The organism is Streptomyces sp. NPDC057010, from assembly GCF_042673805.1.
Lineage (GTDB): Bacteria > Actinomycetota > Actinomycetes > Streptomycetales > Streptomycetaceae > Streptomyces.
This window is the reverse complement of record NZ_JBHUSC010000017.1, coordinates 35,133-47,220: the sequence shown is the minus strand read 5'-3', so window position 1 is coordinate 47,220 and position 12,088 is coordinate 35,133. Positions and strand designations below refer to the sequence as shown.

11 protein-coding genes are annotated in these 12,088 nt (G+C 71.0%); 6 read left to right on the top strand and 5 right to left on the bottom strand.

Features of this window, described 5'->3' with window-relative positions:
• The first annotated feature begins 102 nt into the window (after positions 1-102).
• Positions 103-747 (top strand): DsbA family protein, encoded by a 645-nt coding sequence (locus ACFTXQ_RS17155; RefSeq protein ID WP_382641490.1) that lies wholly within the window; start codon positions 103-105, stop codon positions 745-747.
• Between the two features lie 124 nt (positions 748-871).
• On the opposite strand, the gene ACFTXQ_RS17150 is transcribed toward ACFTXQ_RS17155, so the two are convergent.
• Together ACFTXQ_RS17150 and ACFTXQ_RS17145 are read right to left on the bottom strand one after the other, a co-directional pair.
• Entirely contained in the window at positions 872-1,528 is a 657-nt protein-coding gene (locus ACFTXQ_RS17150; RefSeq protein WP_382641488.1) for a superoxide dismutase, read from the bottom strand.
• A gap of 160 nt (positions 1,529-1,688) precedes the next feature.
• Entirely contained in the window at positions 1,689-3,098 is a 1,410-nt protein-coding gene (locus ACFTXQ_RS17145; protein ID WP_382641486.1) for an amino acid permease, read from the bottom strand.
• Positions 3,099-3,267: 169 nt separating this feature from the next.
• On the opposite strand from ACFTXQ_RS17145, the gene ACFTXQ_RS17140 reads away from it, so the two are divergent.
• Positions 3,268-4,050 (top strand): SDR family NAD(P)-dependent oxidoreductase, encoded by a 783-nt coding sequence (locus ACFTXQ_RS17140; RefSeq protein ID WP_382641484.1) that lies wholly within the window; start codon positions 3,268-3,270, stop codon positions 4,048-4,050.
• Between the two features lie 74 nt (positions 4,051-4,124).
• Here the strand turns inward: ACFTXQ_RS17140 and ACFTXQ_RS17135 are convergent, their stop codons facing one another.
• On the bottom strand, positions 4,125-5,507 hold the full coding sequence (locus ACFTXQ_RS17135) for an amino acid permease (protein WP_382641482.1): 1,383 nt from the start codon (positions 5,505-5,507) through the stop codon (positions 4,125-4,127).
• Between the two features lie 291 nt (positions 5,508-5,798).
• Between ACFTXQ_RS17135 and ACFTXQ_RS17130 the strand changes: the two genes are divergently transcribed.
• The gene (locus ACFTXQ_RS17130; RefSeq protein ID WP_382641480.1) at positions 5,799-6,383 is read left to right on the top strand and encodes a biotin transporter BioY; all 585 of its coding nucleotides are present in this window, start codon (positions 5,799-5,801) and stop codon (positions 6,381-6,383) included.
• Between the two features lie 92 nt (positions 6,384-6,475).
• On the opposite strand, the gene ACFTXQ_RS17125 is transcribed toward ACFTXQ_RS17130, so the two are convergent.
• Positions 6,476-7,912, bottom strand: a complete 1,437-nt coding sequence (locus ACFTXQ_RS17125) for an amino acid permease (protein WP_382641478.1) — start codon at positions 7,910-7,912, stop codon at positions 6,476-6,478.
• 219 nt (positions 7,913-8,131) lie between these two features.
• On the opposite strand from ACFTXQ_RS17125, the gene ACFTXQ_RS17120 reads away from it, so the two are divergent.
• Both ACFTXQ_RS17120 and ACFTXQ_RS17115 read left to right on the top strand, forming a co-directional pair.
• Positions 8,132-8,617 carry a ribose-5-phosphate isomerase gene (locus ACFTXQ_RS17120; protein WP_382641476.1) on the top strand — a complete coding sequence of 162 codons (486 nt, stop codon included), beginning with the start codon at positions 8,132-8,134 and terminating at the stop codon, positions 8,615-8,617.
• A gap of 63 nt (positions 8,618-8,680) precedes the next feature.
• On the top strand, positions 8,681-9,490 hold the full coding sequence (locus tag ACFTXQ_RS17115; RefSeq protein WP_382641474.1) for an Fpg/Nei family DNA glycosylase: 810 nt from the start codon (positions 8,681-8,683) through the stop codon (positions 9,488-9,490).
• A gap of 32 nt (positions 9,491-9,522) precedes the next feature.
• Here the strand turns inward: ACFTXQ_RS17115 and ACFTXQ_RS17110 are convergent, their stop codons facing one another.
• Positions 9,523-10,758 carry a GNAT family N-acetyltransferase gene (locus tag ACFTXQ_RS17110; RefSeq protein WP_382641472.1) on the bottom strand — a complete coding sequence of 412 codons (1,236 nt, stop codon included), beginning with the start codon at positions 10,756-10,758 and terminating at the stop codon, positions 9,523-9,525.
• A 117-nt stretch (positions 10,759-10,875) separates the two neighbouring features.
• Here ACFTXQ_RS17110 and ACFTXQ_RS17105 point away from each other — a divergent pair, with 117 nt between their 5' ends.
• On the top strand, positions 10,876-12,018 hold the full coding sequence (locus ACFTXQ_RS17105; protein WP_382641470.1) for a PP2C family protein-serine/threonine phosphatase: 1,143 nt from the start codon (positions 10,876-10,878) through the stop codon (positions 12,016-12,018).
• The last annotated feature ends 70 nt before the right edge of the window (positions 12,019-12,088 follow it).

The window sequence follows — 12,088 nt, the reverse complement described above, 5'->3', positions numbered from 1 at the left end:
CTCCCACGGTGGGAATGCGTACGGCCCGGGTCTGGTTGGCGACGGAGGACATGAGCCAGTGATGCCGTTTTTCCGACTGAGTACCGAGGACTGAGGAGAGACATGACCGACACCCAGGTGCGCGAGAAGACCCCGGTCGACTTCTGGTTCGACCCGCTCTGCCCCTGGGCCTGGATGACCTCCCGCTGGATGCTGGAGGTCGAGAAGGTCCGCGACGTCGAGGTCCGCTGGCACGTCATGAGCCTGGCCGTGCTCAACGAGAACAAGCTCGACGAGCTTCCCGAGCGCTACCGCGAGCTGCTCGGCCCCAAGGGCTGGGCTCCGGTGCGCGTGGTGACGGCGGCCCAGCAGAAGCACGGTGACGAGGTCACCGGCAAGCTGTACACCGCACTCGGCACCAAGATCCACAACGAGGACAAGGGCCCCACCCGCGAGGTCATCGCCGAGGCGCTGGCCGAGGTCGGCCTGCCGGCCGAGCTGCTCGCCTACGCCGACTCCGACGAGTACGACGAGGTGCTGCGCGCCTCCCACAACGACGGCATCGACCGCGTCGGCCAGGAGGTCGGCACCCCGGTGATATCCGTTCCGGGCGCCGAGGGCGATGTCGCCTTCTTCGGCCCGGTCGTCACCCCGACCCCGCGCGGCGAGGCCGCCGCCCGGCTGTGGGACGGCACCCTGCTGGTCGCCTCCACCCCCGGCTTCTACGAGATCAAGCGCACCCGCACCAAGGGCCCTTCCTTCGAGTAGCCCCGGATCGCGTCACGCACAGAAGACCCCCGTGAGTCACGTCCTCACGGGGGTCTTCCGCTGGAAACACCCGCACGCGAAGGTTGAGAAGACGATCACGAGGCGGGCGGCTGTGGGGTGCCGATCAGCCCTTGGCGGGGATCAGCAGCGGGGTGTTGGCCTTGGCGTCGGCGTAGCGCTTGGCCACGTCCTGCCAGTTGACGACGTTCCACATCGCCTCGATGAAGTCCACCTTCTGGTTCTTGTACTGAAGGTAGAAGGCGTGCTCCCAGGCGTCGAAGACCAGGATCGGGGTGCTGGCCACACCCACGTTGCCCTGGTGGTCGTAGACCTGCTCGACGACCAGGCGGCCGCTGACGGGCTCGTACGCGAGCACGCCCCAGCCGGAGCCCTGGGTGGCGGAGGACGCGAAGGTCAGCTGCTTCTTGAACTTCGCGAACGAGCCGAAGGACTCGGTGATCGCGTCGGCCAGGTCGCCCAGGCCGTCGGCCGCGGTGGGCTCGCCGCCGCCCTCTCCGGTCTTCGGGCTGGCCATGTTGTGCCAGTAGATGCTGTGCAGGATGTGGCCGGAGAGGTGGAACGCGAGGTTCTTCTCCAGGCCGTTGAGCGCGCCCCAGTTCTCCTTGTCGCGCGCCTCCTCCAGCTGCTCCAGCGTGGTGTTGGCGCCCGTGACGTAGGCCGCGTGGTGCTTGTCGTGGTGCAGCTCGATGATCTGCGGGTTGATCACCGGCTCCAGCGCCGCGTAGTCGTACGGAAGCTCAGGAAGCGTGTAGATGGCCATGCGTGTATCCGGTCCCCTCGGCGTGCCAACTGCTTATTGCAACCAATGCGCAACTGCACGCTAGCAGTATCTATTCCGGGTCACACGTAAGGGTCGCCTGAGTGCGAAGAGGCGGGCCCCGTGCAAGCGCACGGGACCCGCCTCGGTTGGTGTGGGGCCGTCAGACCCGGGCCGCGGCCCGGCGGCGCTGCATCACGTAGCCCGTCGCCGCGAGGGCGATCGTCAGGCCGCCGGTGAAGACCACCTGGATCCGGGTGTCCTCGTCCAGTGCCATCAGCACCAGGACCCCGGCCACCCCGGCCAGCGCCACCCAGGTCAGATACGGGAAGCCCCACATCTTCACGACCAGCTTCTCCGGGGCCTGGCGCTCCAGCCTGCGGCGCAGCACGAACTGCGAGACGGCGATGAAGCCCCAGACGATCAGGATGACCCCGCCGACCATGTTCAGCAGCCAGGCGAAGAGGGTGTCCGGGTACCAGTAGGACAGCAGCACGGTGACGAAGCCGAAGCCCGAGGAGGCGAGCACCGCGCGGCGCGGCACCCGGCCGCTGACCTTGCCCAGCGCCTTCGGACCCTGGCCGCGGGAGACGAGGGAGTAGGCCATGCGCGAGGAGCCGTAGACGTTGGCGTTCATCGCGGACAGCAGGGCGATCAGGATGACCGCGTTCATGATCTGGCCGGCGGCCGGGATGCCCAGGTGGTCCAGGGTGGCCGCGTAGGGGCCGTCCGCCGTGACCGCCGGGTCGTTCCACGGCAGCAGCGTGACGATCACCAGCATCGAGCCGACGTAGACGACCGCGATCCGCCACATGGTGGTCTTCACCGCCTTGGCCACGCCCTTGACGGGGTCCTCGGACTCGGCGGCGGCGATGGTCACCGTCTCCAGCCCGCCGTAGGCGACGACCGAGGCCAGCAGGCCGACCAGCAGCCCGTCCACCCCGTTGGGCAGGAAGCCGCCGTCGTGCAGGAGGTTGGCGCCGGCGGGGGAGGAAGTGCCGGGCAGCAGGCCCAGGACGGCCAGCACGCCCAGGCCCAGGAAGAGCCCGATCGCGCCGATCTTGAGGGCCGCGAACCAGAACTCGAACTCGCCGAAGTTGGAGACGGCGGCCAGGTTGGAGCCGCAGAACAGGGCCATGAAGACCAGCACCCACATCCACGAGGGCGTGCCCGGGAACCAGCCCGTCATGATGTGCGCCGCGCCGATGGCCTCGATGGCCACGCCCACGCACAGCAGCGTCCAGAACATCCAGCCGGCGGTGAACCCGGCCCACGGGCCGATCGCCCGCTCCGCGTGGACCGAGAAGGATCCGGAGGCCGGGTTGGCCGCGGACATCTCGCCGAGCATCCGCATCACGAACATCACGAGCAGCCCGGACGCGGCGTACGCGAGCACGATCGAGGGGCCGGCGGCGGCGATGCCGGCGCCGGAGCCGACGAAGAGCCCCGCGCCGATGACCCCGCCGAGGGCGATCATCGAGAGGTGCCGCTGCTTGAGGCCGTTGCCGAGGGGGGACCCGGCCGCCGGCTCGTGCCGCTGTTCGGGGGGTGCGAGGGTGCTGCTCTGGCGCATGGGGGCGTGCCTGTCCGGTGTGCGGTGGGTTGGTGCGAGGGCCTCAGTGTGTCGAGTGTCCGCTCAGCGGATGTTCTTCGTCCGATATCCGGACATCGGATTCACGTATCGTGATCATGTACGTACGCTCGGGGCGCCGGGCGGGCACCGGATCGAGGGGGTCGCCGGGATGGACCGGACCGTGACAGCGCTGCGCAGCAGTGGCCGGGGCGTGCTCGTCACCGGCGCCTCCCGGGGCATCGGGAGGGCGGTGGCGGCCGCGTTCGCCCGGCAGGGCGACCGGGTCGCGGTGCACTGCTCCACCCGGCAGGCCGACGCCGAGGAGACCCTCGCCGGGCTGGAGGGGGAGGGGCACGTCCTGATCGCCGCCGACCTCGCCGACCCGGCCGGCGTCGAGGAGCTGGCGGCCGGGGCCGACGCGGCGCTCGGCGGGGTGGACGTCCTGGTGAACAACGCCGCCGTCATGGTCGCGCACCCGCTGCCCGAGACCTCGTACGAGGACTGGCAGGAGGCCTGGCGCCGGACCGCCGCGGTGAACCTCTTCGGCGCCGCCAACCTGAGCTACTGCGTCTCCCGCCGCATGATCGGCGCGGGCCGCGAGGGACGCATCGTCAACATCGGCTCGCGCGGCGCCTTCCGGGGCGAGCCCGACCACCCCGCCTACGGCGCCACCAAGGCCGCCCTGCACGCCCTCGGGCAGTCGCTGGCCGTCTCCCTCGCGCCCCACGGCATCGCGGTCGCCTCCGTCGCGCCCGGCTTCGTCGCCACCGAGCGGGTCGCCGGCCGGCTGGACGGCCCCGAAGGCGAGCACATCCGGGCCCAGAGCCCCTTCGGCCGCGTCGCGGACCCCGGCGAGATCGCCTCCGCCGTGCTCTACCTGGCCTCCCCCGGCGCGATGTGGAGCTCGGGCACGGTCCTCGACGTCAACGGGGCCTCCTACCTGCGCACCTGAGCCGCGCGACGCGAACGGGACGGGACCCCCACGCAGCGGCGTGTAGGTCCCGTCCCGTTTCCCGTGGGCGAGGGTCAGGCCGCCTCGCGGCGCGCCCGCACCTCCCGCACCCACGCCACCAGCAGGACCACGGCCGCCGCGCCGGACGACCACAGCAGCTGGGGCCGCGCCGAGTCGTCGAACAGCATCAGGACCAGTACCGCGCCCATGCCGGCCAGCGCCGCCCAGGTCGCGTACGGGAAGAGCCACATCGGCAGGGTCAGCCGCTCCGGCATGTCCCGCTCGATGATCCGGCGCAGCCTCAGCTGCGAGACCGCGATCAGCGCCCACACGAACAGCAGCACCGCGCCGACCGCGTTGAGCATGTAGAGGAAGATCGTGTCCGGCCACAGCAGGTTCAGCACCACCGACACGAAGCCGAACGCCACCGAGGCGAAGACCGCGCGGCGCGGCACACCGCTTCCGGAGACCTTCAGCAGCGCCTTCGGCGCCTCGCCCCGCTCGGCCAGCGAGAACACCATGCGCGAGGACCCGTACAGGTTCGCGTTGAGCGCCGACAGCAGCGCCACGAACACCACGATGTTCATGATCTGGCCGGCCCCCGGGATGCCGATGGAGTCGAGGACGGCGACGTACGGGCTCTGGCCGGGCTCCAGCGAGTCCCACGGCAGCAGCGTCACGATGACCAGCATCGAGCCGACGTAGAAGAAGAGGATGCGCCACACGGCGCTGCGCACCGCGCGGGACACGGACCGCGCCGGGTCGTCCGACTCGGCGGCCGCGATGGTGACGACCTCCAGGCCGCCGAAGGCGAAGACGACGGCGAGCATGCCGGCGACGACCCCGCCGATGCCGGCCGGGAAGAAGCCGCCGTGGCCCGTCAGGTTGGCCATGCCCACCGGGTCCGTGTCGGGGAGCACGCCGAAGATCGCGAGGGTGCCGAGGATCAGGAAGAGCACGATCGCGCCGACCTTCAGGGCCGCGAACCAGAACTCGAACTCCCCGAAGTTGCGCACGGCGGCCAGGTTGCTGGCCGTGAAGACCACCATGAAGAGCAGCACCCAGACCCACTGGTCGACCGACGGCACCCAGCCGTGCGCGATCTTCGCCGCGCCGGTGGCCTCCACGGCGAGCACCACGACCAGCAGGAACCAGTACAGCCAGCCCGCCGAGAAGCCGGCCCAGCGGCCGAGGGCCTTCTCCGCGTAGACGGAGAAGGAGCCCGACGCGGGCATGGCGGCGGACATCTCGCCGAGCGCCCGCATCACGAGCATGGCGAGGACGCCCGCGAGGAGGTAGGAGCAGATGATGGCCGGTCCGGCGATGCCGATGCCGGCCCCGGAGCCGACGAAGAGCCCGGCGCCGATCACGCCGCCGAGGCCGAGCATCGTCAGGTGACGCTGCTTCAGGCTGTGGCTGAGGGGTTCCGGGGGCAGGTCGGGCAGGTGTTCGCGCATGAGGGGGTTCGTACTCTCGATAGGCAAGCGACGCTGGGGGCTGCGCAAGGGACGGGAGGGATTGGCGGGAATCCACAGTCTGGCCGGAGGGCGCCCATGGGCGCAAAAAGGATGTGTCGTCGATTGTTCCCCGTGATGGGGATCACTCCAACTCGGGTGTAGTGCGGGACCTTTGTCCAGTCCCCACCAAACCCGCCGGTATGGCTTTGTCCCGGCCGGTGGTGGGTCGGCGGCGCGGCGCGCACTAGCGTCACGGTGTCCCCTTGATCACCACCCCTCCCGGAGCCCGTCATGAGCACCGCTTCCGTCTCCTTCCGGCCCGGCGCCGTCCTCGCCGACCTGCTGCCCGCGAGCCGCGTCCGCGACATCGCGCTCGTCGCCGGCGGAGCCGCGCTGACCGGACTGGCCGCCCAGATCGCGGTGCCCGTCCCCGGCTCCCCCGTCCCGGTCACCGGCCAGACCTTCGCCGCGCTGCTCGTCGGCACCGCCTTCGGTGCCCGCCGCGGCTTCCTCTCGCTGGCGCTGTACGCCCTCGCCGGCGCGGCCGGGATGCCGTGGTTCGCGAACGGCACCTCCGGGGCGGGCGGCGCCTCCTTCGGCTACGTGCTCGGCATGCTGCTCGCCGCGACCCTCGTCGGCGCCCTCGCGCGGCGCGGCGCCGACCGCTCGGTGCTCCGTACGGCGGGCACGATGGTGCTCGGCTCCGCGGTGATCTACGCGGTGGGCGTGCCGTACCTCATGGCCGCCACCGGGATGTCCCTCGGCGTCGCCGTCGCCAAGGGCCTGATCCCGTTCCTGATCGGCGACGCCCTGAAGGCGGCCCTGGCGATGGGCGCCCTGCCGGCCGCCTGGAAGCTGGCCGGCCGCCGCGGCTGACGCGGCCGCCCGTCCCCGGATCCGCCGGAGCCCGGCCCGCCTGAGGAGGCGGGCCGGGCTCCGGCGTACGTGCACCACGGGGCGCGGGCGGGTCAGCCCTGCAGCGCGGCCCGCTTGCGGCGGAAGTCCAGGACCACGCCGATGGCCACGACCACACCGGCGACCAGGGTGGACAGGGTGACCACCTCGCGGTTGGCGTCGTCGACGAACATGTAGCCGATCACGAACATGATCAGGCCGGCGGTGGCCCAGGTCAGCCACGGGAAGAGCCACATCTTCACGGTCAGCTTCTCCGGGGCCTCGCGGACCAGGATCCCGCGCATCTTCAGCTGGGTGAAGCAGATCACCAGCCAGACGAAGAGCGCGATGGCACCGGAGGAGTTCAGGAGGAAGTTGAAGACCGTGTCCTTGAACGCGTAGTTGAAGTACACGGCGATGAAGCCGAAGACCGTGGAGCCCACGATCGCGGCCACCGGGACGCCGCGGGAGTTGACCTTGGCGAACGCCTTCGGAGCGTCGCCGCGCTCACCGAGCGAGAAGGCCATGCGGGAGGCGGTGTAGAGGCCCGAGTTCAGGCAGGACAGCACGGCGGTCAGGACGATGACCTCCATGATCGTGCCGGCGTGCGCGATGCCGATCGAGTCGAGGGCGGCGACGTACGAGCCCTTCTCGGTGATCGACTTGTCGTTCCACGGGAGCAGGGTCAGCACGATGAAGATCGAGCCGAGGTAGAAGACGCCGATCCGCCAGATGACGGAGTTGGTGGCCTGGCTGACGGCCTTGCGCGGGTTCTCCGACTCGCCGGCGGCGAGGGTGACGATCTCGCTGCCCATGAAGGAGAAGACGACCATCAGCACACCGGTGAGGATGGCGCCGTACCCGTTGGGGAAGAAGCCGCCGGCGTCGGTCAGGTGCGCGAAGCCCGCGCCCGGGTTGTCCGAGCCGGGCAGCACGCCGAAGACGGCGAGCATGCCGATGACCACGAACGCGCCGATGGCGACGACCTTGATGCCCGCGAACCAGAACTCGAACTCGCCGTACGAGGCGACGGAGCCGAGGTTGGTGGCGGTCAGGACCGCCATCACGATCAGGGCCCAGGCCCACTGCGGGACGGCCGGGATCCAGCCCTCCAGGATCGAGGCGCCGGCGGTGGCCTCCACGGCCAGCACGACGACCCAGAAGAACCAGTACAGCCAGCCGATGGAGAAGCCGGCCCAGCGGCCGAGGGCCCGGTCGGCGTAAGCGGAGAAGGAGCCCGAGTTCGGGCTGGCGGCGGCCATCTCGCCGAGCATCCGCATCACGAAGACGACCATCGCGCCGACGAGGGCGTACGAGATCAGGATGGCGGGGCCGGCCTTGGCGATGCCGCCACCGGAGCCGACGAAGAGGCCGGCGCCGATGACGCCGCCGATGGCGATCATGGACAGGTGGCGGTTCTTGAGACCGGCCTTCAGACCGTCGGAGGACTGGGCGGAACCGGGTTCACCGGTCGGGTCGCCTGCCTTCTGAAGGGTCGTCGTGGAGCTCATGGACGGATCCTTAGGTTCTCGGGTTTCGAGCCCGGGCATTCAAACCTGAGATGAACGCAGGACGGAAGACCTCAATCCGGATCGTTGCGATAGGACGAAAGTCCAGGACCTCGGTCCCGCCGTGTCCCATCTGCGCTCTTTGGGTTTACTTGAGCTTTAGAAGTGACTTACGCGACACCCGCTGAGGGCTGTCGGACCCCTTCGTGCCACACTCGTCCCATGCGCGTGTACCTCGGATCCGACCATGCAGGCTTTGAGCTCAAGAACCACCTGGTGGACTGGCTCAAGAACAACGGCCACGAGCCCGTCGACTGTGGGCCCCACATCTACGACGCGGTGGACGACTACCCGCCGTTCTGCCTCCGCGCCGCGGAGAAGACGGCCGCGGACGCCGACAGCCTCGGCATCGTGATCGGCGGCTCCGGCAACGGCGAGCAGATCGCCGCGAACAAGGTCAAGGGCGTCCGCGCCATCCTGGCCTGGAGCGTCCAGACCGCCCAGCTCGGCCGTGAGCACAACAACGCCAACGTGATCTCCGTCGGCGGCCGCATGCACACGCAGGACGAGGCCGTCAGCTTCATCGAGGCCTTCCTGGCGACCCCGTACTCCGACGAGGAGCGCCACACCCGCCGCATCGACATGCTCTCCGCCTACGAGCAGACCGGCGAGCTCCCCCCGATCCCGGCCCACCACCCGCAGGGCTGAACCGCTTCCGGCCGTGCCACCCGCAGAGAGGGTGGCACGGCCGTTTCCTTTGAGGAGCACGCAGTGCCCGAGGGGCATACGATCCACCGCCTCGCCGAGGACCACCTGAAGCGGTTCGCCGGGTGGCCGGTCGCCGTCACCAGCCCCCAGGGGCGCTTCGCCGAGAGCGCCGCCCTCCTGGACGGGCGGGTCCTGGACGGCGTCGACGCCCACGGCAAGCACCTCTTCCTCGGGTTCGAGGAGAGCGGCTGGATCCACATCCACCTCGGGCTCTTCGGCAAGTACGCGATCGGCCCCGCACCCGCCCCGCCGCCTACCGACACGGTCCGGCTGCGCCTGGCCAACGACGACCACTTCTCCGACCTGCGCGGCCCGACCACCTGCGCGTGGATCACCGACGAGGAGAAGGGCGCGATAAGCGCCCGGCTCGGCCCCGACCCGCTGCGCCCGGCCGACGACCCCGACCGTGCCTGGGCGCGCATCTCCCGTTCGCGCACCACCGTCGCCGCCCTGCTGATGGACCAGAAGATCGTCGCGGGCATCGGCAACGTCTACCGCGCCGAGGTCCTCTTCCGGCACGGCATCGACCCGTACCGGCTCGGCAAGGACCTCACCCGCCCCGAGTGGGACGCCATGTGGGCCGACCTGGCCGCGCTGATGCGCGAGGGCGTCCGCAAGAACCGCATCGACACCGTCCGCGACGAGCACCTGCCCGAGGCGATGGGCCGCCCGCCGAGGGTGGACGACCACGGCGGCGAGGTGTACGTCTACCGGAGGGCGAACCTGCCCTGCCACATCTGCGGGGGCGAGATCCGCACCGCCGACCTCGCCGCCCGCAACCTCTTCTGGTGCCCCGGCTGCCAGACCCGCTAGCGCGGAGCCGGACGGACGGGGCGGCGGCCGTGTCAGAACCCGTGCGGGAGCCAGGGCGCCACGTCCCCGACGAACGCGCGGGAGGCCTCCGCCACGGCGCCCGGGCGCGGCTCGCGCACCCGGCCCGCCCCCGCGAGCGAGGTGAGGGTGATCCCGCCCAGGTACGCGGAGCCCAGCTCCCGGACCGAGAGTTCCAGGTCCGCCGGCTCCTCGGTCCGCGTGCACTGCGCCCCGCCCTTGTCGTCGGCCACCAGCCGCCACCGCCCCTCGTTCCACGGGCAGAAGGCGTCCTCGACCTCCATGACCACGTCCAGCGGGGCTCCGTAGCTCCGCGCCTCCAACGCGGCCGGCAGGTCGACCAGCCGTACGTACAGCGAGTCCCGCGTGTTCGGCTTCGACCTGCGGACATCGCTGACCAGGTGCAGCAGCGGGTCGTCCACCGGCCGCCGCTTCGCCCGTACCGTCCACGTCAGGTCGATCCCGAAGAGGTAGCGCCACAGCGCCGCGCCCGTCACCGGGTCCAGCGCGTCGAGATCGAGCACCTCGACCTTGCCGTCCGAACCGCTGTGGTCCCAGTCCGGATGGACCCGGTAGCGGGCGTACCCCACCACCTCGCCGTCCTCCCGCTCGGCGACCACGCACTTCAGAGGGGAACCCCCGTTGCGCAGGGCGGGCGCGTCCAGCAGCGGGAGGCGCTCCCAGCCCGGCTGCCGGGCGACCATGCCGGGCCGCTGCGGGACCAGCGCCGCGTACACCCGCTCGCAGTCGGCCAGCGCCTGCTCCGGATCGACCAGCCGCAGCCGCACCCCGTCCGTGCCCGGCGGCACGGAGAGCCCGACGCGGGTGGTGTCGACGTCCACCGCCAGGACGTACGTTCCCGTGCCGTAGCCGAAACGCCCGTAGATCGCCGGATCCGACGCCGTCAGCACGGCGAGCGGTTCGCCACCCGCCCGGATGTCGTCCAATTGGCGGCGCATCAGCGAGCTCAGCACACCGCGCCGCCGGTGCGTGGGGGAGACCCCCACCATCGTGACCCCCGCCGCCGGGACGAGCGCCCCGCCCGGCACGGAGAGGCGGAAGCTGAAGGCCCCGGCCGAGCCCACGCAGGTCCCGCCGTCCCAGACGCCGAGCGAACGTTCCGTCTCCGTCAGCTTCCTGTAGAGCTTTCGCTCTTGCGGGACATCGGCCACGCCACCGAACGCCAGTTCCAAGTGGCTGTACCAGACATCCCACTCATCAGCCTGCAATACGCGCATCTCAAGAGCCATATGGCCATGCCTATCAGCACATTCCTGCCCAGTCCACGCGTTTTCGGGCGCCGGCGGGGCCCCGGTCCAGGGGTCCCCCTGCGCATCCACAGCGAGGATGGATAGGGTCCCGAAGCAATGGCCGGAGCCCGTGTGGAGACCTTCCTGGCCCGGACGCGCATGCTGTGGCACCGGGCCCGCACCGCCCTGCGCAAATCCGCCGTCGACTACTTCCGCGGCGACGCCTCCGACTGGCTCGCCTTCGCCGGCCTGCTGCTCACCATCCCCGGCTTCGCCTTCGGCACGCTGATGCTGCCCGTCTGGTTCTCGCCCTCCGCGCTCGTCCTGCCGATCGTCGCCGGGGGCCTGCTGCTGCGCCCCGCGTCCCTGCTCGCGCTGTACGCGGCCTCCGCGACCGCGCTCATCGTCGAGGCCCTCGTCCTCGGCCCCTACACCCAGGGCCCGGCGCGGGTCACGCCCGGCACCGTCCTGGTCGTCGCGGCCTGCGGGTTCTTCGGTCTGGTCATCGCGCAGTTCCGCAGCCGCGTCGGCGTGCCCTGGCGGCGCGGCGGCACCATGCTCTTCGACCTGCGCGAACGGATCCGGGTCCAGAGCAAACTGCCCGCCCTGCCGCGCGGCTGGCACCGCGAGATGGCCCTGCGCCCGGCCGGCGGCCAGTCCTTCTCCGGCGACTTCGTCGTCGCAGCCCGCACGAACGGCGGCCGGACCCTGGAGATCGTCCTGACCGACGTCTCCGGCAAGGGCATGGAGGCCGGCTCCCGCGCGCTCCTGCTCTCCGGCGCCTTCGGCGGACTGCTCGGCGCCCTGCCCCCGCACGGCTTCCTGCCCGCCGCCAACGGCTACCTGCTCCGCCAGGACTGGGACGAGGGCTTCGCCACCTCCATCCACCTCGTCCTGGACCTGGAGACCGGCGACTACGAACTCCTCTCCGCCGGCCACCTCCCCGCCCTCCAGCTCTCGGCCGGCAGCGGCCGCTGGCAGGAGAAGTCCGGCGAGGGCCCGCTCCTCGGCGTCTACGACGGCGCCGAATTCACCCCCGCCCGCGGCAACCTGCGCCGCGGGGACGTCCTGATGCTCTTCACGGACGGCCTCGTCGAAACCGCCGACCGCGACATCAGCGAAGGCATCGACCGCCTCACGGGCGAGGCCGACCGCTACGTCGCCGCCGGCTGGGAAGGCGCCGCCTGGCACCTGATCGAAAAGGTCGCCAAGGACGTCAACGACGACCGCGCCCTGCTGCTCATCCGCCGTTCGCCCTGACCGTCCGGTGGGGTTTACCCCACCCCCGGTCGACCGGCTCGCGCCATGGCCGCCGCCCCACCGTGATCCG